The organism is Massilia putida (assembly GCF_001941825.1).
Taxonomy (GTDB): Bacteria; Pseudomonadota; Gammaproteobacteria; order Burkholderiales; family Burkholderiaceae_D; genus Telluria; species Telluria putida.
Genome location: NZ_CP019038.1, coordinates 651,151 through 671,219, shown reverse-complemented (window position 1 = coordinate 671,219; position 20,069 = coordinate 651,151). Strand labels below are relative to the sequence as shown.

Annotated in this window: 16 protein-coding genes; 9 read left to right on the top strand and 7 right to left on the bottom strand. The window is 68.5% G+C overall.

The genetic code is table 11. The features are described 5' to 3' along the window. Positions 1-99 precede the first annotated feature (99 nt). Together prsT and BVG12_RS05435 are read left to right on the top strand one after the other, a co-directional pair. Positions 100-2,874, top strand: a complete 2,775-nt coding sequence (gene prsT / locus BVG12_RS05440; RefSeq protein ID WP_075791528.1) for an XrtA/PEP-CTERM system TPR-repeat protein PrsT — start codon at positions 100-102, stop codon at positions 2,872-2,874. A gap of 377 nt (positions 2,875-3,251) precedes the next feature. Continuing rightward, positions 3,252-4,772, top strand: a complete 1,521-nt coding sequence (locus BVG12_RS05435) for an FAD-dependent monooxygenase (protein WP_075796214.1) — start codon at positions 3,252-3,254, stop codon at positions 4,770-4,772. Positions 4,773-4,842: 70 nt separating this feature from the next. On the opposite strand, the gene metE is transcribed toward BVG12_RS05435, so the two are convergent. Continuing rightward, positions 4,843-7,146 carry a 5-methyltetrahydropteroyltriglutamate--homocysteine S-methyltransferase gene (gene metE / locus BVG12_RS05430; protein ID WP_075796213.1) on the bottom strand — a complete coding sequence of 768 codons (2,304 nt, stop codon included), beginning with the start codon at positions 7,144-7,146 and terminating at the stop codon, positions 4,843-4,845. Positions 7,147-7,242: 96 nt separating this feature from the next. Between metE and BVG12_RS05425 the strand changes: the two genes are divergently transcribed. The 4 genes from BVG12_RS05425 (at position 7,243) to BVG12_RS33865 (ending at position 10,120) form a co-directional block, all read left to right on the top strand. Continuing rightward, the gene (locus BVG12_RS05425) at positions 7,243-8,181 is read left to right on the top strand and encodes a LysR family transcriptional regulator (RefSeq protein ID WP_075791527.1); all 939 of its coding nucleotides are present in this window, start codon (positions 7,243-7,245) and stop codon (positions 8,179-8,181) included. Positions 8,182-8,258: 77 nt separating this feature from the next. Further along, positions 8,259-9,122: a SpoIIE family protein phosphatase gene (locus BVG12_RS05420; protein ID WP_075791526.1), complete on the top strand. Its 864-nt coding sequence runs from the start codon at positions 8,259-8,261 to the stop codon at positions 9,120-9,122. A gap of 20 nt (positions 9,123-9,142) precedes the next feature. Further along, positions 9,143-9,538, top strand: coding sequence for a nuclear transport factor 2 family protein (locus BVG12_RS05415; protein WP_075791525.1), 396 nt, complete (start codon positions 9,143-9,145; stop codon positions 9,536-9,538). 420 nt (positions 9,539-9,958) lie between these two features. Then, positions 9,959-10,120, top strand: coding sequence for a hypothetical protein (locus BVG12_RS33865; protein WP_156895554.1), 162 nt, complete (start codon positions 9,959-9,961; stop codon positions 10,118-10,120). Here BVG12_RS33865 and BVG12_RS05410 read toward each other — a convergent pair. The 6 genes from BVG12_RS05410 to BVG12_RS05390 are packed head-to-tail and all read right to left on the bottom strand — an operon-like array spanning position 10,089 to position 16,093. Further along, entirely contained in the window at positions 10,089-10,940 is an 852-nt protein-coding gene (locus tag BVG12_RS05410; RefSeq protein WP_083685654.1) for a DUF817 domain-containing protein, read from the bottom strand. The genes BVG12_RS33865 and BVG12_RS05410 overlap by 32 nt on opposite strands. Positions 10,941-10,983: 43 nt before the next feature. After that, positions 10,984-11,454 (bottom strand): hypothetical protein, encoded by a 471-nt coding sequence (locus BVG12_RS05405; RefSeq protein ID WP_075791524.1) that lies wholly within the window; start codon positions 11,452-11,454, stop codon positions 10,984-10,986. Next, complete coding sequence (locus BVG12_RS05400) at positions 11,451-12,302, bottom strand: type II secretion system protein (RefSeq protein ID WP_075791523.1); 852 nt, start codon at positions 12,300-12,302, stop codon at positions 11,451-11,453. Before BVG12_RS05400 ends, BVG12_RS05405 begins: the two co-directional genes overlap by 4 nt. Further along, on the bottom strand, positions 12,299-12,802 hold the full coding sequence (locus BVG12_RS05395) for a type IV pilus modification PilV family protein (RefSeq protein ID WP_075791522.1): 504 nt from the start codon (positions 12,800-12,802) through the stop codon (positions 12,299-12,301). Before BVG12_RS05395 ends, BVG12_RS05400 begins: the two co-directional genes overlap by 4 nt. Continuing rightward, positions 12,792-13,274, bottom strand: coding sequence for a pilus assembly FimT family protein (locus BVG12_RS33385; RefSeq protein WP_083684613.1), 483 nt, complete (start codon positions 13,272-13,274; stop codon positions 12,792-12,794). The genes BVG12_RS05395 and BVG12_RS33385 overlap by 11 nt, the downstream gene beginning before the upstream one ends. Beyond that, positions 13,271-16,093 carry a polymer-forming cytoskeletal protein gene (locus BVG12_RS05390; RefSeq protein WP_075791521.1) on the bottom strand — a complete coding sequence of 941 codons (2,823 nt, stop codon included), beginning with the start codon at positions 16,091-16,093 and terminating at the stop codon, positions 13,271-13,273. The genes BVG12_RS33385 and BVG12_RS05390 overlap by 4 nt, the downstream gene beginning before the upstream one ends. Positions 16,094-16,276: 183 nt before the next feature. Between BVG12_RS05390 and BVG12_RS05385 the strand changes: the two genes are divergently transcribed. From BVG12_RS05385 to sigJ, 3 genes are all read left to right on the top strand, one after another. Further along, on the top strand, positions 16,277-18,451 hold the full coding sequence (locus BVG12_RS05385; protein ID WP_075791520.1) for a TonB-dependent receptor plug domain-containing protein: 2,175 nt from the start codon (positions 16,277-16,279) through the stop codon (positions 18,449-18,451). An 81-nt stretch (positions 18,452-18,532) separates the two neighbouring features. Further along, complete coding sequence (locus BVG12_RS05380; RefSeq protein WP_075791519.1) at positions 18,533-18,910, top strand: hypothetical protein; 378 nt, start codon at positions 18,533-18,535, stop codon at positions 18,908-18,910. A 108-nt stretch (positions 18,911-19,018) separates the two neighbouring features. Continuing rightward, positions 19,019-19,927 carry an RNA polymerase sigma factor SigJ gene (gene sigJ, locus BVG12_RS05375; RefSeq protein WP_229503812.1) on the top strand — a complete coding sequence of 303 codons (909 nt, stop codon included), beginning with the start codon at positions 19,019-19,021 and terminating at the stop codon, positions 19,925-19,927. Positions 19,928-20,069: the final 142 nt, after the last annotated feature.

The window sequence follows — 20,069 nt, the reverse complement described above, 5'->3', positions numbered from 1 at the left end:
AGTCGCGCCGTGGTATCGCGGCCATGCGAGGCGGTTTTTGCTTGCCTAATCCCGGCTTGCACCACGAAAATAGCCGTTTAATCTATAACAAGATCACCGATGCCGACTCGATCTTCCGCAGTCTTGCGTACCGTCCTGGTGGTTGCCGCCGTTGCTACTTCGCTGGCCGCCTGCGACCGGCCGACGGCCGCCCAGCAGCGCGCCCAGGCCGTGCAAATGCGGAGCCAGGGGGATTTCAAGGGCGCGCTCTTCAATCTCAAGAATGCGCTGGATGCGGAACCGTCCAGCGCGGAGACGCGCTACCTGCTGGCCCGGACCTATCTCGACCTGGGCGACAGCACCACGGCGGAAAAGGAAGCCCGGCAGGCGCTGGACCGCGGTTATGCGCGCGGTCCCGCCCTGGCGGCGCTGGCGGCGGCACTCGTGATGGAAGGCCAGCATCAGAAAGCGCTGGAGGACACGAAGGGCGGACCGGACGAGCCGCTGCTTGCCGCCGCGCGCGGCGATGCCTGGCTGGCGCTGGGCAGGAACGACGAGGCGCGCGCGGCCTACGAGCACGCGCTGGCACGGCATCCGGACGATCCGGCGGCGCTCGTGGGCCTGGGCCGGCTCGCGATCGTCGAGGGCCATGCCGACGTCGCGCACGGTTACGCGGACCGGGTTCTGGCGCGCGATCCGCGCAATCTCGACGCGCTGATGTTCAAGGCCGACCTGGTGCGCGCCGGCGAGCACCCGGACGACGCGCTGGCGTTGTACGACCGCGTGCTGGCCGTGAGCCCGCAGCACCGCACGGCGCACGTGGAAAAAGCCTATCTGGCGATCGGACTGCACCGGATGGATCTGGCGCAGGCGGAACTGGACCTCGCTGCGAAGGGGGCGCCGGGCAGCCTGCTGGTGGGCTATACGCAGGCGCTGCTCGATTATTCGACGGACAAGCCGGATGCCGCGCGCGACGTGCTGTATAAAGTGCTGAAGGCGGTGCCCGACCACATGCCCAGCGTGCTGCTGGCCGGCGCCGTCAATCTGCGGCTCGGATCGTATTACCAGAGCGAGCAGTATTTCCGCCGCTATCTCGAGCGCAATCCCGCCAATGTGTACGCGCGCAAGATGCTGGCGCAGGCGTTGATCGGCTCGGGCCACGCGGACGAGGCGCGCACGGTGCTGGAACCGATCCTGGACGCGCGCCAGGCCGACGCCCAGGTGCTCGGCCTGGCCGCCGACGCCAATCTGCAGGCGCGCCGCTTCGGCCAGGCTGCCGAGTTGTTCGCCCGCGCCACGGCGCTCGATGCGACGTCGGCGTCGCTGCGCACGGGACTGGGCCTGTCGCGCCTCGGCGAAGGCGCGACGGACGACGCCGTGCGTCAGCTGCAGGCCGCGACCACGCTGAACAAGAATGCGCCCGAGGCCACCGAGGCGCTGGTGCAGGCCAACCTCAGGCTGGGCCGGCGCGACGCCGCCCTCGACGCGGCGTTGGCGCTGGAACGTGCCCAGCCCGACAAACCGCTGGCGCACGCGCTCAAGGGCCAGGTGCTGGCGGCGCAGGGCAAGCTTGACGCATCCCGCGCCAGCTTCGCGCGCGCGCTGCAGCTCGATCCGGCCTACTACCGCGCCGCGGCCGGCCTGTCGCAGCTGGCGCTCGACGCGCGACAGCCGGCGCAGGCGCGCCAGGTCCTGGTGGATTTCCTCGGCCGGAACAAGACCAGCGTCGACGCCATGGCCGGCCTCGCGGCGCTGGCCGACCGGACGCACGACGCGGCCCAGGTCACGCACTGGCTCGAGCAGGCCGCGGCCGTCGATCCACATGCGATCGGTCCCGGCGTCGAGCTGTGCGCGCAATACCTGCGCACGCGCCAGACCGACAAGGCGCTGGAGCTGGCGCGCCGCCTGCAGGTCAGCCATCCGGAAGATCCTGACCTGCTCGACCTGCTGGGCAAGGCGCAGCTGGCGGGCGGCGACCTGCCGGCCGCGCTGGAATCGTACAAGCAGCTGGCGCAGGCGCTGCCGCGCTCCGCCCCCGCGCGGATGCAGGTGGCGGCACTGCGCCTCATGTCGAACAACACGACCCAGGCCGAGGACGACCTGAAGAGCGTCCTCGCGATCCAGCCCGACTTCCCGTCGGCCCAGCTGGAACTGGCCGCGCTGTACGTGCGCAAGGGGTCGCCCGACCTGGCGCTCATGATCGCCGACCGCATGCAGCGCCAGCATCCGCAGGGCGCGGCCGGCTTCCAGCTGCAGGGCGACATCCTGATGGCCAAGCACCAGCCGGTGCCGGCGTTGGCCGCGTTCGAGCGCGCTTATGGCTTCCATGCGACGAACGAACTCGCGATCAAGATCGACAACGCGCTGCGCGAGGCCGGCCGCGTGGCGGACGCGGAAGCGCGCCTGACCAAATGGCTGGCGGCGCATCCGGACGACCTGCGCGCGCAGGCCTACCGCGCCCAGACGTGGATCGGCGCGGGCGACTACAAGCGCGCCGCGGCGCAGCTGGAAGCGGTCGCGCGGCGCCAGCCGGACAACGTGGCTGTGCTGAACAACCTCGCCCTGAGCTACCAGGCGCTGGGCGACGCGCGCGCCCAGGCCACGGCCGAAGCGGCGCTGAAACAAGCGCCGAAACGCCCGGATGTGATGGATACGCTGGCCTGGATCCTCGTCGGCAAGGGCGACGCCGCGCGCGCCTTGACCTTGCTGCGCGAGGCGCACGCGCTGGCACCGAAGGCGCGCGACATCCGCTACCACCTGGCGGCCACGCTCGCGGCCAGCGGCGACAAGGACGGGGCCCGCAAGGAGCTGGACAGCCTGCTGGCGGGCGACATGCGCTTCGCCCAGGCGGACGACGTGCGCAAGCTGTCGGCGCGGTTGAAGGCGGGCGGCTGAAGTCCCGCAGTGCCAGACGTCGTTCCCGCGCAGGCGGGAACCCATGCTGGCGCGCCGCAGTCAGCCTCCAGGAAGACCGACGGGATAATTTATATACCGAATTCTGTTGCTTCATATGGTGGGAATAGTGCCGGTGGCACTATTCCCACTTTCGCGCAAATGACGCGTGCGCCCGGGGACCAGCCCGGTCGCGGCTCGCCCGCGAACCCGTGCGCCGGCTTGCGTCAATTTGGCCGAGGCTCTCTTGCGCTAACCGGGCCCGATAAGCGCGTTCAAGCGGGACCCGCGTAACATACTGTATCGTTGCCGTGCGCCGCATGTCGTGACACGTTCCTGTGGCGCTTTCCTGTCTTCAACTCTGTGATACGGGGGTGATTGTGGACGAGACCGAAGTATTGATCGCGGGCGCGGGACCGACCGGCCTCGTGCTGGCCCTGTGGCTCGTGCGCCAGGGGATCAAGGTGCGCATCGTGGACCGCAGCGCGGCACCCGGCACGAGTTCCCGGGCGATGGCCGTGCAGGCGCGCACGCTGGAGCTGTACCGCCAGCTCGACCTCGTGGACGAGATCGTGGCGGGTGGCCTGCGCAACCCGGCCATCAACATGTGGGTGAAGGGAGAAAAGCGCGCGCGCCTGTCGTTCCGCGACGCGGGGCGCGAGCTGACGCCGTATCCGTTCGTGCTGATCTATCCGCAGGACCGCCATGAACGGGTGCTCGTGCGCCGGCTGGAAGAGGCGGGCGTGCGGGTCGAGCGCAATACCGAACTGCTCGGCTTCGAGCAGGCCGCCGACGGCGTCGTCGCGCGCCTGCGCGGGCCCGCGGGCGAGACGGCGTGCAAGGCCGCCTGGCTGGCCGGCTGCGACGGCGCCCATTCCATCGTGCGGCACCAACTGGGCACCGGCTTCGAAGGCGGCACGTACGAACATACCTTCTATGTGGCCGACGTCGACGTGACCGGGCCGTCGGCGAACGGCGAGATCCACGTGTCGCTGGAAGACGGCGATTTCGCCGCCCTGTTCGCGTACGACCAGCACGGCAGCGCGCGCCTGATCGGGGCCGTGCGCGACGAGGCGCTCAGGGAAGGGCACGAACTCGTGTTCGACGACGTGCGCCAGCGCGCCATTTCCAGCCTGGGCTTGAGGATCGAGCGCGTCAACTGGTTCTCCACCTACCGCGTGCACCACCGCGTCACGGGCCATTACCGTGTCGGCCGCGCACTGCTCCTGGGCGACGCGGCCCATGTGCACAGTCCGGCCGGCGGCCAGGGCATGAACACGGGGATCGGCGATGCCGTGAACCTGGCGTGGAAACTCGCGCACGTGCTGCGGGGCCACGCGCCGGACACCCTGATCGACAGCTATGAGGCCGAGCGCAAGGCGTTCGCCCGCAAGCTGGTCGAGACGACGGACCGCGCGTTCTCGTTCGTCGTCGCCGAGGGCAGGTTCGCCGACTTCGTGCGCACGCACATCGCGCCGTTGTTCGCGTCGGCCGCGTACGGCATCGACCCGGTCCGTTCCTTCATGTTCCGCGTACTGTCGCAGATGGGCATCCATTATCCCGACAGTCCGCTGTCGTCGGGCCACGTGGGGCACGTGCGCGGCGGCGACCGGTTGCCGTGGACGGGCTACGGCGGCCCGGACAACCATGCGCCGTTGTCGGCGATCGCGTGGCAGGTGCACGTGTACGGCAACGTGCGGCCGGCGTTGGAAGCGTGGTGCGCCGGGCGCGGCATCGCGCTGTACCGCTACGACTGGTGCGACGCCTGCCAGGCGGCCGGCCTCGCGCGCGACGCGGCCTACCTCATCCGGCCGGACACCTACGTGGCACTGGTGGACCGCGCGGGCGATCGCGACACGCTGGAGGCGTATTTCACGACGCGCGGCATTCATCCGGCGTAGGGTGGGCGGCCCTCCGCCCACGCGTGACGTTTGCGTCTACGCGGCGTTACGCGTGGGCATGGTGCCCACCCTACGCGGCCCTCAGTTGTCGCGCGGCCGCCACCATATTGCGCAGCGCCGCTTCCGTCTCCGCCCAGGCCCGCGTCTTAAGGCCGCAGTCCGGGTTCACCCACAGCCGGTCGGCCGGGACGACGGCGCCCGCCTTGCGCAGCAGGCGCATCATGTCGCCCGTCGCCGGCACGCGCGGCGAGTGGATGTCGTACACGCCCGGCCCGATCTCGTTCGGGTACGCGAACGCGCCGAAGCCGTCGAGCAGTTCCATGTCCGAGCGGCTCGTCTCGATCGTGATGACGTCCGCGTCCAGCGCGGCGATGGCCGGCAGGATGTCGTTGAACTCCGCATAGCACATATGGGTGTGGATCTGCGTCGCATCCCCGGCGCCGCCCGCGGCGATGCGGAATGCGCGGCCGGCCCAGGCCAAGTACGCGTCGCGGGCCGCGCGGCGCAGCGGCAGGCCTTCGCGCAGCGCCGGCTCGTCGATCTGCACGATGCCGATGCCGGCGCGTTCCAGGTCGGCGACTTCGGCGCGGATCGCCAGTGCGATCTGGGCGCAGGTGAGGGCGCGCGGCTGGTCGTCGCGCACGAACGACCATTGCAGGATCGTGACCGGCCCGGTCAGCATGCCCTTCATCGGCCGCCTGGTGAGGCTTTGCGCGTACGCCGTCCACGCCACCGTCATCGCTGCGGGGCGGGCCACGTCGCCGTACAGGACGGGCGGCTTCACGCAGCGCGAGCCGTACGACTGCACCCAGCCGTTGGCGCTGAACGCGAAGCCGTCCAGCTGCTCGCCGAAGTACTCGACCATGTCGTTGCGCTCCGCCTCCCCGTGCACGAGCACGTCCAGGCCGAGGTCTTCCTGCACGCGCACGGCATGGGCGATCTCGGTGCGCATGGCGGCGTCATACTCGGCGTCCGGAAGGTCGCCGCGGCGCCAGGCGGCACGGGCCGCGCGGATCGCCGCGGTCTGCGGGAACGAGCCGATCGTCGTCGTCGGATAGGCGGGCAGGCCGAAGCGGGCGCGCTGCACGGCCCGGCGCTGCGCGAACGGGGAGGTGCGGCGGTCCGCGTCGGCCGGCAAGGCGGCCAGCGCGGCGGCCACAATCGGCCGCGAGACGCGCGGGCTGGCGCGGCGGGCGGCCAGCGCGGCGCGTGCGGCGGCCAGTTCCGTGGCGGGATCCTGCCCGGCCAGCGCCAGCTTCAGGATGCGTAGTTCGTCCAGTTTTTCGCGGGCGCCGGCGAGCCATGTGCGCAATTCGGCATCGAGGGCCGCGTCCTGCGCCAGCGTGAACGGCACATGCAGGAGCGAACACGATGGCGCGAGCCACAGGTGGCCGGCGCGGCGCTCGAACACGGGCTGCAGGCGCGCGAGGCAGTCGTCGAGATCGGCGCGCCAGATGTTGCGGCCGTCGACGATGCCTACCGACAGCACCTTGTGCGCCGGCAGCCAGTCCGCGACGGGACGCAGCTCTTCCGGCGCGCGCACGCCGTCCACGTGCAGGCCCGCGACCGGCAGCTTGCACGCGAGGCTGAGATTTTCCTGCAGCGGCGAGAAATAGGTGGCCAGTAGCAGCGGCACGCCGGCGCCGTGCAGCAGGTGGTAGGCGCGTTCGAACGCGAGCGACCAGGCGCCCGGCAGGTCGAGGCCGAGGATCGGTTCGTCCAGCTGCACCCATTCGGCGCCGGCCGCTTTCAGGCGGCACAGCAGGTCGCAGTAATGCGGCAGCAGGGTGTCCAACAGCGAAAGGCGGTCGATGCCGTCCTTCGCCTTGCCGAGCCACAGGAAGGACAGGGGCCCGGTCAGCGTCACCTTGACGGGATGGCCCAGCGCGCGTGCCTGCGCCACCTGGTCCAGCAGGCGCTCGGGCGCGAGGGCGAAGCGGGTGGCGGCGTCGAATTCCGGCACGAGGTAGTGGTAGTTCGTGTCGAACCACTTGGTCATTTCCAGCGCGGGCTTGCCCGCCATTTCGTTCCCGTGCCCGCAGCCGCAATCGTCATGCGCTTCCGTCGCCACGCCGCGCGCCAGGGTGAACAGTTGCTGCAGCGGCGTCTCCGTGCCGGTGAAACCGAAGCGGGCGGGCGCGCAGCCGAACAGCAGCACGTGCTCAAGCACCTGGTCGTAGAACGCGAAATCGCCCGCGCTGACGTAGTCCAGCCCGGCCGCGCGCTGCTCGGCCCAGTGACGGGCGCGCAGCTCGGCGGCGACGGTTTCCAGGGCCGCCTCGCCGATCTCGCCGCGCCAGTGGCGCTCCAGGGCGAATTTCAGTTCGCGCCGGGCGCCGATGCGGGGATAACCGAGAATATGAGTTTTGATCATGTTGTTGCCCAATCTGGATGAATAAGTCTTGTCATCATCGATGAGCAAGGGGCATAATTCAAACGAATTATTTTTCTGTCCAGATGAATTCCGCTCATGCCGACCTCGATCCTCGACCTGCGCCACCTGCGCACCCTGCTGGCCCTGCTTGAATCGGGGAGCGTGTCGCGCGCGGCGGCGCTGCAGAACGTCACGCAATCCGCGCTGTCGCACCAGCTCAAGGCGCTGGAAGAGTTTTACGGATTGACGCTGTTCGAGCGCAAGTCGGCGCCCGTCGCGTTCACGCCGGCCGGGCGGCGCCTGCTGGAACTGGCGGAAGCCGTGATCCCGGCCGTGGAAAAGGCCGAGCGCGACATCGCCCGTCTCGGTGGCCACGGCGCCGGCAAATTGCGCATCGCCGTCGAATGCCATACGTGCTTCGACTGGCTGATGCCGTCGATGGACGCGCTGCGGCTGCGCTGGCCGGAGGTCGAGCAGGACATCGTGTCCGGCTTCCAGTCCGACCCCGTCGGCCTGCTGCACCAGGACCGGGCCGACGTCGCGATCGTGTCCGAGGTCGACGCCGACGAGCGCGACGTCGCGGTTCACCCGTTGTTCGAGTTCGACATCGTCGCCATCCTGCCGCTGGGGCACCCGCTGCTGGAGCGCGATCATCTGGAGGCGCGGGATTTCGCGGGCCAGACGCTGATCACGTACCCGGTGCCGGACGAGATGCTCGACCTCGTGCGCCAGGTGCTGCGTCCGGCGGGCGTGGAGCCGCCGCGGCGTACGACCGAGCTGACGGTGGCGATGCTGCAGCTGGTGGCGAGCGGACGGGGCTTCGCGGCGCTGCCGCTGTGGGCGGTGCAGACCTACCTCCAGCGCGGCTACGTGGCCCAGCAGCGTATCGGGCAAAGCGGGCTGACGGGACGCTTGTACGCGGTCACGCGCCAGGCGCGAACGGACGCGGGCCGCGACGACGCCTACCTGGAGGATTTCGTGCAGGTGATGCGCGAGACGTCGTTGCGGAACTTGCCGGGGATCCGGTTGCTGTAAGCCGACACCTCACGCAACGTCATCCGTGTGTCACCGGGATCGCTTATAGTAACGACGACAACACTTCTGGAGAACGCATGCGGTACAGCCTCGTGTCCTCGGCCGGCAAGGGCCGGATCAACGAAGACCTCGCCGTCGTGTATGAGCGTGACGGCTGGACGGACCTCGTGCTGATGGATGGCGCGACGCCGCTCACGGGCGACCGCTGCGTGGCGGCCGGCGCCAGCGATCCGGCGTGGTTCGTGCGCCGCTTCGCGCAGGACCTGGGCCGCGTGCTGCGCGCCGGCGCCAGCCAGGAAGCGCTCGTGCTCGAAGCGCTGGACCACACGCGCGCCGCATTCCGCGCCGCCGGCGGCAGCGCGGACGTGCCGCCGTACGCTTGGCCCATCGCGACGCTCGCCTGGGTGCGCGTGTACGATCCCGACGCCGAAGGCAACCACGCGCTGGACCTGTTCTGCCTGGGCGACAGCAAGGTCCTCTTGCTGTGCCCCGACGGCGCCGTGCGCGATCTCGATCCGTTCGAGAATCCGCAGGAACAGGCGACCCAGGCGGCCGTCGCCGCGCTCGTCTCGGAAGGGGTCAATGATCCGGCCGAGCGCTGGACGCGGCTCCTGCCCATGCTGCGCGCGCGCCGCCACGAACAGAACACGGCGGACCGGCCGGCCGTCCTGTGCCTCGATCCGCGCGGCCCGTTCCAGGCGCGCACCGCGCGGGCCGCCGCGCCGCCGGGTGCGCTGCTGCTGCTCCTCAGCGACGGTTTATATCGCCTCGTCGACACGTACGGCCTGCACGGCGACGCCAGCCTGCTCGATGCCTGCCGCGCGCGCGGGCTGGATGCGCTGCTCGACGAATTGCGCGCCTTCGAGGCCGGCAAGGAGGCCGCCGGACTCGCGGCCAAGTCGGCCGACGACGCTTCCGCCATCGCCTGGCGCTTCGCCTGAACCACGACAAGGAGACCCGCATGCCCCACCAGACCATCGCCCCCGCAGCCCTGGCCCTGATCGAGCGCTACGTGGCCGCCTACAACGCCTTCGACGTCGACGGCATGCTCGAGACCTTGAGCCCGGACGTCCGCTTCGAGAACTGGTCGGGCGGCCAGCTGACGGCGTCGAGCGACGGCCGCGACGCCTTTCGTGTGCTGGCCGAACAGGCGAAGACGATGTTCGCCGAACGTGAGCAGCGCGTGACGGCGCTCGCGCCCCGCGGCGACACGCTCGTCGCGGCAATCGCCTGGCGCGGCCAGCTCGCGGTCGACGTCCCCGGCGGTCCCGCGGCCGGGACCCGGCTGGCGCTGCGCGGTGAATCGGAGTTCGTCGTGCGCGACGGGCAGCTGGCGCTCGTCGTCGACCGCAGCTGACCGCGTGACCATTCGCGAGAAATACGGCCCGCCCGCCGGGGTACGGTAAGAGTTTTACCTCCTGCAATGTTCGATGACGCCGGGAGACTGGAAAACCGCGTGCCGTGCCGCGCTGCTGGGCGGTTGTGTGATCGCCACGTAACGCCATCCCCGCGCTGCCGGTGCGTCGGGAGGGCCTGGCGGCGCGACGGTGTGCTTGACGTCGCGACCGTGGGAAAAATCAGACGATTTTGCGGAATTTGCGTTTGTCTAGATCTGGCTCATAGATTTGCATAGCCAAGGGGTGTAATCTGATCTTTTACCCACACGCAATTTAGCTTGTGTCGGTGGCATCGGTTACGACAGGAAATCCATTCGTGTCGCGGGTTTCCCAAGCTCCATATTATGATTGGCTAATTCATATCGAATGAAAGGACTTCCATGAGCAAAGATGCAGGATTCCGCGTTTCCCGGCTTGAGGAACAAAGGCAGCGCGCCCGTCGCGTTCGTATCGGTGTCATGATCGTGCTGTGCGCCTTGCCCGTCGCGATGGCGCTGGCCAAGACCGGGGTCACGACTCTGGTACATGTATCCGCGCTTTGACGTGCTTGAGGTTCGCCACGATGGTGAACGTCATAATCACCAGCAACGACCACGAACTCCACTTGCTCACGTGGACCGCCGACCAGGCCCCCAGCTGGTTCGGATAACGCCATAAACCCCAGAACGTGCTGACGTTCTCTGCGAGCCAGATGAAGAATCCGGTCAGCACGAACCCCAGCAATAACGGCATGCGCCGCTCGCGGTCCAGCGGGCGGAAGCTGACCGTCGTGCGCGCGTAGAGCCCGAGCGCGACGGCCGCCAGGTACCAGCGCGCGTCGCCCAGCGCGTGGTGCGTGAAAAAATTCAGATAAATCAGCACCGCCACGAGCGCCGCCATCCAGTACGGCGGATGATGGCGCACGCGCAGATCGAGCAGGCGCCATGCCTGGATGATGTAGCTGCCCACGGCCGCGTACATGAAACCCGAGAACAGCGGCACGCCCGCGACTTTCGTGTACGCGAAATCGGGATAGCTCCACGACCGCACGCCGCTGGACGTCTTGTACGCTTCAAGCGCGAAGCCGAGCGCGTGGAACAGGCAGATGGCCATCAACTCGTCGCGCGTCTCCAGGCCGCTTTTGATCATCCACAGCTGGATCGCCAGCGCCGCCACCAGCAGCACGTCGTAGCGGGGCACGCCCAGCAGGCCCGCGCGCGGCACCAGCAGGACGCTCGCGAAAAACAGCCCGGCGAACAGGCACGCCCGCGCTTCCTTGATGCCGAACCACAGGAATTCCACGGCGCCGCGGCGCCAGCCTTCGATGCGGCGCGAACGGCCGTCCGTCAGCAGGGCGTCGAATGCGCTCAGCGAGAAGATCATGCGGCGCGGATCGGGCGAGGTCGGGCCGGTCACGGGATCCCCGTCAGTAGCAGGCGTCGCCGGCCTTGGTGATGCAGATCGAGGCGCTGCGCACACGCTCGATGTAGTCCGGACCCGCGACGGTGGCGTTGTCGGTGGCCGGGCACGTGGCGCCGTTGCAGGCCGTCGCGGTGATCTGGTAGATGTTCTTCACCAGCGGGTCGCCGGTGGGTGTCTGGCCTTCGCCATACGGCGTCTTCTTGCATGTCAGTTTCACCCGGTAGCCGGTTTCGGCGACGAAGTCCGGGCCGCTCGTCACGACCGCGCAGTCGGCGTCCGGGGTCTTGAGGCGGAAGAATGCCCATTCGAGACCCGCGCGCGCCGCCTGGCCGGCGCGCGCGCCCAGCAAGGCCTGGTCGACCGTGGCCTGCGCCGTTCCGGACAAGCGCAGCGCCGCGAGCGCGAAACCCGCCAGCACGACGAGGAACACGATGGCCGCGATGTACGCGAACCCGCCCGCGCGCCGGGCCGTCATGGCGCGTTCTCCACGTGGGCGCCCATGGTCAGCTTGGCGGATTCGCCGCCGTCCGAGAGGCCGAGGCGCAGTTGCAGGTAGCCGCTCTGCTGCGTGGCGCCTTCGTTTTCGTGATACAGGATATTGCAGTCGCTGACCTTGGTGACGAGAACGGCCGGCCCGGTCGGGCAACTCGGCCAGGGCGCGGCGCCGGGCGTGTAGCCGGTCACGCGATAGATCGTGCCGGTGCCCGCGCCCGAGGTGTCCGTGCCGGCATTCGTGCACGTGTAGGTCACGGCCCGTTCGTTCGAGGGGACGACGACGAAGCGGCCGCCTTCGTAGCCGGCGGGGAAAGCGGTCGCCGCCGCCAGGGTGATCGTCTTCGTGGCCACGACCGGGTCCGCGGCGTCGATCTTGTTGATGATGCCGACCTTCGTCGGGTCGTAGGCGTCGTCCCGGTTGACGTTGCCGACGACGATGAAGTCGCCCGTGGCGTCGGCCGGGTCCAGGTCCGTCAGCACGTCGAACGACAGCGTGGCCGCGCCGGGCACCAGCGGGTTGCCTTTTCCGTTCGTGGGATCGATGTCCGTCCTGAACCGCCCGCCGTCTTTGGTCGGCACGAATTCGATGCATTGGGCCTGCGCCGACGCCCAGGTGTAGCGCAGCGAATTCGGCACGGCCGCGTGCACCTCCGCGATGATGCGCCGCAGCGCCGCGTCGGCCTGGCTCGTGAGATTGGCGCGCTGGCGGATCGCGAGGTAGGACTGCATGGCCGGCCGGATCTGCAGGACGAGGATGCCGGCGATGATGCCGACCAGGACCATCACGACGATCAGTTCGACGAGGGTGAAGCCGCGTTGGCGCGTCATGATGGGTTGGTCCTCCAGCCGGTCAGGACGATGGGTGGCGGGTAGGCCGGGTTGTTGCCGGAGATGGCGACGGTGACGGTGATGCGCAGCGCATTCGGGCGCAGCGGGTCCGGGTTCGTGATGCCGCCCAGCGCGACCGGCTCGACCTTCACGAGGACCGTGTACCGCTCCAGGCCCGGAATCGGGTTGCCCTCGACGTCGCGGATGCCGGTGACGTTCTTGCCGTAGTCATTGTAGAGGGCCACCTGGTCGAAGTTGACCCGTCCCGACGCCACCGTCACCGTCGATCCGGCCGGCGGCGAGAACGGCTTCATCAAGATCTCCTCCATCATATTGTCGGCAATGGCCTGCATCTGCTGCACGATGACGGGATCGACGCTGGCACGCGTCGTGGCCGTGTACACCGCGACCATGCCCGCCAGCGCGACGCCCATGATGACGAGGGCGACGATCAGTTCGACCAGCGTGACGCCGGCGCCGCGCCTGAACCTATTCAACATAGCCGGTGGTCCCTTCGACGCGGATGGTGCGGAACGTCGTGTTCTGGCCGTTGACGTTGCCGGTGATGTCGATGGCGCCGTTGGCGACGGCCGTCGTACCCGCGGCGTCCGTCGTGATGCGGCCGTCCGGCTGGAAGAACAGGGTCGTCGTCTTGACCGTCAGGACGCTGTCCGTCGTCGCGTAGTCGCCGTCGCCGAGACCGGTCACCGCAAGGCCGGCGCCGCCGCAGGCGTTCAGCCGCACGATCACGGCCTTGGGACCGACGCTCGCGCACACGACGCGCCGATGTCCCGTCGCGATCTTTTGCGCGCGCCGCAGGCCGCTGACGACCTGGTCGCCGAACACGGCAGCCTCCATGTTCTTGTCGCCCATCAGGCGCGGGATGCCGATGGCGGCCAGCACGCCGATGAGGATCATGACGACCACCAGTTCGACCATCGTGAAGCCGGCCGCGCCGGGACGCATCGTCATCGGAACACCTCGCGGACGTGGATGATGCGCTTGTTTTCTGGCGCGTAGACGCCGAAGGTGGCCATGGCGGAGGGATCCACGGCGCCCGCCGCGGAACACGACGGATCGGCGCTGCGCAGGAACGCCAGGCCGGCGCCCGTGGTGGGCGTCATGGCCTGCTTCGCGCCGAAGCACGACGTGTTGGCGGTCGCCGTGCCCAGGTTGAGCGCGAACGGAATGCTGCCGCGGCCGGACGTTGCCGGCGGCGTCAGGCTGAGTGTCGCGGTGCCTTTCGCGAACGCGCCGAGCCCGGTCGTGACCGCGCCCATGCTTGTCCCGACCGACACGGCGCCGGCGGGAATGAGCGTCGTCGAGTCCTCGGCGTTCAATACCCAGGTCTGGCCCGTGTAGTATTCGAGCGAGACGGGAATCTTGAGCAGCGTGGCGGCGCTGCCGAAGCGGCTGGGCATGCGCACGCGGCCGCTGCGGATCATCAGCGTGGGCTCGACGCCGGCGGTCACCGTGGCCGGAATCGCGGCCGAACTGGCCGGGTTCGGAAGGGAGGGCAGTTCGGACACGCGCACGCGCAGGAGCGTCGGCGCCGTCGGCATTGCTGCGAACGTGTAGCTGCCGGTCCACCTGGCCGTGCCTGGCGCCGCGTTGTTGGCGCCGAAGTCGAGGGCGCGGATCTGCGCGGTGCCGGTGAGGTCCGAGGCCGGATAACCCGTCGAGCGGCTGAATTTGCCGCCGGCGCCCGTGAGCGCAGCGCCGGTCGGGTCGATGGCGCTGAACACCAGGTCGTGCGCGATCGCGCCGGCGTAGTTCTGCGTCACGCCGTTCTGCGCGTTGCGCGCCGTGACCGTCAGCTGGATCGCGGGTTCGCCCGAATAGTATTGCAGCGTCGTGCCGGCCGGGGTGGTCGCCGTGCGCTTCCAGGCGGCATCCACGTCGAACGTGAAATACGCGGGGCTGAACGGGCCGGCCGCGCCGGAGCAGCCGGGAGTGGCGGCGTTGGTCGTCGCCGCGGCGGGCGCCATCTGGGTGCCGAGATAATTCGCGCCCGTGAGGCTGGCGACCAGGTCGATGTTCCCGACTTCGCTCCACGACGCCTTGAACGTCTGCACGCCGTTGGCGAGCGACGACACGGCGGACGTGAGCAGGCCGTTGTTATTGTTCGGCTGGCAGGGGACGGGGGACAGGCTGGCGCTCTGGGCCGGCGACTCCCGGCCGAAATTGGGCGTCGGGTTGTTATTGCTGTTCAGGGCCGTGACTTTCGGATAGAAATCGTTGCCCGCCACATAGGGGCCGCCCGGCAGCGCGATCTGGAATTTCGCGGGCACGAACGTCGGCGTGACGCTGGCCGTGCCGGGGCTGCCGGTGCCGGTGTCGTTGATTGTCACCTTCACCTGGCCGGCGTCGGCGTACTGCAGCGGCAGCGTGGCCGTGCCGTTGGCGTCGAACGACACCGACATCGAAGGACCGCCCCCATCGCATGCCGAACCGGTGGATTGGCCGCGCAGGACGGCGCCGTTCAGGAGCACGGGGGCGGTACCGGCCGAGGGGTTCGAGTACGAGCACGAAAACGACGCGGTGCGCTTGACGTTTTTGAACAAGGGGACACAGCTGCCGTTGCCGGTCTGCTGCAGGGCATTGATCGTGAGGGTCTGCGGCGTGTCGGACGTGAATCCGGCCGCCGTGCCGAGGCTCAGCGTATAGGCGGCACTCGCCACCTTGACCTGGCAGCTGGCGCCCGGGCCGGCGTCGCTGTTGCTCCAGCATGCCGTCGGGCCGACCGTCGTCGCGCCGGACACGCCGAGCGTGTTCGTGCCGCTTTGCGGCCAGGTCACGCTCGCCTGCACGGATCCGGAGGACGGAATCGGCACCGACTGGCCGGTCGGCGCGAGGGTGACGGCCGCGCCGCCGCCGTACGTGCTCGTGCAGTCGGCATTGGCGCACGCGGTGATCGTCACGGTCGACGGCGCGCAGACACTGCCTGTCGGGTCGTAGCGGATCAGGAAGTGGTCCAGCGCCGTCGTGTTGCCCGTGCAGTGCGGCCCGTTGTTCGTGTTCACCGCGTAGCCGCTGTTGTTGGTCACGCAGTCGCACTTGCCGGCCGTCGTGCCGCCGTTGCAGTGGATGGTGTTGGTGACGCGCCCTTTCGTGCCCAGCACGGCGCTGTCGACGGTCGCACTGCCGTCGATGATGGCAAACGCGTTATCCAGGGTGAGCGTGCCGGCGGCGACGTTGCCCGTGACGGACACGTGGTTACCGAGTTCCGCCGACACCTTGGCGGTGACGTTGCCCATCACGTCCGACTGGTTGGACAGGCTGACGATGGGCGCGGTGACGTTGCCCTTGACCATGCCATGGTCGCCGAGTGTGAATGACTTTGTCGCGACGATGTCGCCGTACACTTCCGCGAACTGGTCCGCGTTCACGGTAGCGGCCTGTATATTGGCCGTCAGCGGCTGCTTTTGGCCCACGCTGACGATGTTCGCGGCGACCAGCGTACCCCCGTTGATCTGCACGCTGCTTCCGTTGCCGACGCCGATATCGATGTCGCCGGTGCTCGCGAGGACCGCGTTGCCGCTCATTGTGAGACTTTGGTTATTGCCGAAACTCACGTTCGACGTGATCTTCACCGTGAAGCCGCTGGCGATCACCATACTGTCGTTCCCGCCCGTCAGCGGCAGGCTGGCGCACGTGTACGTGGTGCCCGACAGCGTGCAGCCGGCGATCGTACCGCCGCCGAACGTGTAGGTGGTGGCGGCGGATGCGGCGCCGCCTGCCGCGAACAGCATCAGGGCAAGCAATAAATAGTGAAAGCGGCGCAGGAGCATGGCCGCCCGATTATATCTTGGTGGAACGGATATTTCGCTAAATCAAGAGTGCGCGGGGCGGCGGCCGGCCGGATTCGTTTGACGGGGACCGGCATGGTTCAGCATAATTTGTCCGCACAACGCACTAATAACCGCATCCGCTGCCAACGCACGGCGTATTGACGCAATCCTTCCACCATCACGATGCCTTCCACCGCACTCCGCCTCGCCATCGCCGCCGCGTTCATGGTACCCGCCGCCGTGTCCGCCCAATCCACGCCGCAGACGGATGCGAAGCCGGCGGACAAGGGCAAGGACAAGACCATCCAGCGCGTGGAAGTGAAGGGCGCGGCCGCCAACTACGATCCGCGCCGTGACGATACGGCCGGCAAGACCGTCCTCTCCGCGGAAGAGATCCGCAAATACGGCGACGACAACATCTTCGACGTGCTGAAACGCGCGCCCGGCGTCACCGTCACGGACAAGACGATCCGTATGCGCGGCCTGGGCGCGGGCTATACGCAGATCCTCGTGAACGGGGACCGCCCGCCGCCGGGGTTTTCGCTGGATGCGCTGACGCCGGACCAGATCGAGCGCATCGAGGTGATCCGCGCGGCCAGCGCCGAGTATTCGATGCAGGCCATCGCGGGCACCATCAATATCGTGCTGCGCAAGGTCGTCAGTAAACCGCAACGCGACCTGCGCCTGAACGCGACACGCTCCCCGCTGCAGCACGGCTGCACGGTGGGCGGCACGTGGGGCGAGAAGGTGGGCGATCTGTCGTACTTCGTGAACGGATCGGCGTTCGGCGGCCACAACGAATTTCATTCGCGCGGCGCCGACCGGCTCACGCTGCCCGACGGGACGGTCTCGCAAGCGCGCACGTCGAATTACCGGGGCGGCGGGGCGTACCGCGGCATCGTCGTGTTCCCGCGCCTGAACTGGAAGATCGACGACGCGAACGAACTGAATCTGTCGGCCGGCATGCAGGCCAGCAGCCACGCGTGGTCGGGCTTCTCGCACAACGACAACCTCGTGGGCGCGTTCGGCGCGCCGGACTGGATCGACATGCCGGGGCGGTCGTCGGGCGAGCAGTGGATGATGCGGGGCGAGATCGGCTGGATCGCGAAGGTCGGCGGCGGCAAGCTCGATGTGAGCCTGTCGGGCGAGCGCAGCCGCGACGACAACGACAACGCCAGCGACTATTTTTCGGCCGGCCGCGCGCATCACCTGCTGCGCGACTGGGACACGGTGTATCGTCCGCGCCGGGCGTCGTTCCGCGGCAAGTTCGCGCGCACGCTGTTCGACGGCCATTCGCTCGTGACGGGCGTCGACGCCAGCCGCCAGCGCAACGACGACACGCGCGACCGCCGCGACCAGCAGGACGACGCGCCGGAAACCCATGTCGTCGAGGGCTACCAGCCGGAAGTCGCGCGCCTCGCCGCCTTCGTGCAGGACGAGTGGAGCATCGACAAGCAGCTGTCCGTCTACCTGGGCGGCCGGTGGGAAGGCGTCCGCACGGGTAGCGGCGCCACGGGCATGGCGGAGACCACGTCGCGCAGCCACGTGCTGAGTCCCGTCGCCCAGACCTTGTACAAATTCCCGGACAAGAGCGGTCGCCAGGTGCGCCTGGCGCTCACGCGCACGTACAAGGCGCCGACGGTCGACCAGCTGACGGCGCGCCGATACCTGGCGGCCCTGAACACGCGCTTCAGCCCTGATTCCAGCGGCAACCCGGCGTTGAAGCCGGAACTGGCGAACGGGATCGACGTCGCGTTCGAACAGTACTGGCCCGAAGGTGGGATGGTGGCCGTGAGCGGCACGCAGCGCCTCGTCACAGACTATATCCGCACGCGCCTGGACCTCGATCCGGACGGCCGCTGGATCTACCGGCCGCTGAACGACGGCGGCGCGCGCGTGCGTTCGCTCGAGGCCGAGCTCAAGCTCCCGCTGCGCATGGTGAGCACCGCGGCGGCGGGCTTCGACATGCGCGCCAGCGTCACGCGCAACTGGTCGGAAGTGACCACCGTGCCCGGTCCCGGCAACCGTCTCGACGGCCAGACGCCGATGTCGGCGAACGTGGGCCTCGACTACCGCAAGGACAAGCTCAGCGTCGGCGCCAGCATGGCGTACCAGGAGGGGGGCTGGGTGCGCATATCCGACGCGCAGAGCCGCCGCCAGCATACGCGGCGCGACGTCGATGCCTATGCGGCGTGGAAGCTGGACGAGCATCTGCAGCTGCGTTTCACGCTCAACAATATCCTCGGCATGGACAATGCGTCGGAAAACGCTTATGAGGATGCGAACGGCCTGTCGCGCCAGGCCAGCTGGCAGCAGGGCGCGACGCGGGTCGGTGTGAACGTCGAGATGAAGATGTGATGCGGAAAGAAGTGTTCCGGTCGTTACGGTTTGGCACAAATTTGAAACGTACGGATGACCTACGGCGTTTAGGATTGCCGTATGAACTTTACTTTTTCGTCATCGGAGCACGGGACCTGTGTCGTCAAGCTGTGGGCGACGGGCCGCTACGGGTTTTCCCTGCCGAAGAAAGTCGACATTACGACAGCCGAGGGCGTGTCGTGTACCTTCCTCTACTTCAATAAAAAGCTGAGTCTGAAGGCGGAGCCGGGCAACCGGATGATCGTCCGCATCGCCATCGGCGCCTTCCTCGCGGGCGCGCCGGTGGATGGCAGCACGGTCGAGATCGAGCCCGATATGCCGCCCTATGCCGGCAAGCTCACGCCGGTGCGGCTCGACGCGCCGCGGGCGCCGATGCGGGTGCGGCCGGGAAAGTCGCATGCCCGCGCGCGCTCGGACGCCGCGTGCGGGACCAGCTGACGGGGCCATCCCAAGACGTCCGTCCTGCCAGGTAGCGCACCGTCCGGCACGGCGTACAATCCGTGGAGGGGGCTGTCACAAGACACGGCGCCCGTCCGTCTAATGGATATGGATACCCTGACCGCCCCCGACCCGTCGCTCGACACCTTCGTCCGCCTGCGCCCGCGCCTGTTCGGGATCGCCTACCGCATGCTCGGCATCCGCGCCGACGCCGAGGACTTCGTCCAGGAAGCGTGGCTGCGCTGGCAGAACGGCGGCAGCCTTGACGCGCGCACGCCGGAGGCCTGGCTCGTCACCGTCGTCACGCGCCTGTCGATCGACCGCCTGCGCGGCGCGATGACGGAACGGGAACAGTATGTCGGTCCGTGGCTGCCTGAACCGCTCGTGGAAGACACGGTGGCGTCACCGGAGAGCGCGCTGGAAGCGGCCGGCGACATTTCGACGGCCTTCCTGTTGATGCTGGAGCGGCTGGCGCCCGAGGAGCGCGCCGTGTTCCTGCTGCACCAGGTTTTCGACTTCGGTTACGACGAGGTCGCCGCGATGGTCGGCAAGACGGAAGCGGCCTGCCGCAAGGTGTTGCAGCGGGCGCGCGAACGCGTGCGTGCGGAGCGGTCCCGGTTCGCCGTCGACCGCGAACTGCATCTGGCATTGCTGGGGCGTTTCGTGCAGGCGTCGCGCTCGGCCGATCCGGCCCAGGTGCAGGCGCTGCTGGCGCCCGACGCCACGTTCACGGGCGATGGCGGCGGCAAGGCCAAGACGGCCGTCAGGCGCGTCTGCGGCGCCGACCGGGTCGGCCGTCTGGTCGCGGGCATCGAACGCAAGTGGTCGGGCAGCGACACCCGCCACGACATCGTCGCCGTCAACGGCGCCCCGGGTATCTTGACGTGGCGCAATGGCGTGCCCGATGCGATCACGTCGATCCATATCGAGGACGGCCGCATCGCCGCCATTTATGTCGTGCGCAACCCCGACAAGCTCGGCGGTCTGGCCCGCCTCCGGCCCCGGTCCATGTCCTGAACGTTAATATTTTGTCCCGGCGCAACATATTTTCCTGATAACACGCACATCGTGGCGCCTTGGTGAAAAAAAACCATTATTCGTGCTTATGCATGGCGCAAACAAAGGTATGCTGGCGGTTGTCGCAATGCGATCGACGGTC

Bases quoted from the DNA above. Each gene is read 5' to 3' on its own strand.
- prsT (WP_075791528.1), top strand. From the start codon at position 100: ATGCCGACTCGATCTTCCGCAGTCTTGCGTACCGTCCTGGTGGTTGCC.
- BVG12_RS05395 (WP_075791522.1), bottom strand. From the start codon at position 12,802: ATGTTGAATAGGTTCAGGCGCGGCGCCGGCGTCACGCTGGTCGAACTG.
- BVG12_RS33865 (WP_156895554.1), top strand. From the start codon at position 9,959: ATGAGCAAAGATGCAGGATTCCGCGTTTCCCGGCTTGAGGAACAAAGG.
- sigJ (WP_229503812.1), top strand. From the start codon at position 19,019: ATGGATACCCTGACCGCCCCCGACCCGTCGCTCGACACCTTCGTCCGC.
- BVG12_RS05400 (WP_075791523.1), bottom strand. From the start codon at position 12,302: ATGACGCGCCAACGCGGCTTCACCCTCGTCGAACTGATCGTCGTGATG.
- BVG12_RS05380 (WP_075791519.1), top strand. From the start codon at position 18,533: ATGAACTTTACTTTTTCGTCATCGGAGCACGGGACCTGTGTCGTCAAG.
- BVG12_RS05405 (WP_075791524.1), bottom strand. From the start codon at position 11,454: ATGACGGCCCGGCGCGCGGGCGGGTTCGCGTACATCGCGGCCATCGTG.
- BVG12_RS05420 (WP_075791526.1), top strand. From the start codon at position 8,259: ATGCGGTACAGCCTCGTGTCCTCGGCCGGCAAGGGCCGGATCAACGAA.
- BVG12_RS05385 (WP_075791520.1), top strand. From the start codon at position 16,277: ATGCCTTCCACCGCACTCCGCCTCGCCATCGCCGCCGCGTTCATGGTA.
- metE (WP_075796213.1), bottom strand. From the start codon at position 7,146: ATGATCAAAACTCATATTCTCGGTTATCCCCGCATCGGCGCCCGGCGC.
- BVG12_RS33385 (WP_083684613.1), bottom strand. From the start codon at position 13,274: ATGACGATGCGTCCCGGCGCGGCCGGCTTCACGATGGTCGAACTGGTG.
- BVG12_RS05390 (WP_075791521.1), bottom strand. From the start codon at position 16,093: ATGCTCCTGCGCCGCTTTCACTATTTATTGCTTGCCCTGATGCTGTTC.
- BVG12_RS05410 (WP_083685654.1), bottom strand. From the start codon at position 10,940: ATGATCTTCTCGCTGAGCGCATTCGACGCCCTGCTGACGGACGGCCGT.
- BVG12_RS05425 (WP_075791527.1), top strand. From the start codon at position 7,243: ATGCCGACCTCGATCCTCGACCTGCGCCACCTGCGCACCCTGCTGGCC.
- BVG12_RS05415 (WP_075791525.1), top strand. From the start codon at position 9,143: ATGCCCCACCAGACCATCGCCCCCGCAGCCCTGGCCCTGATCGAGCGC.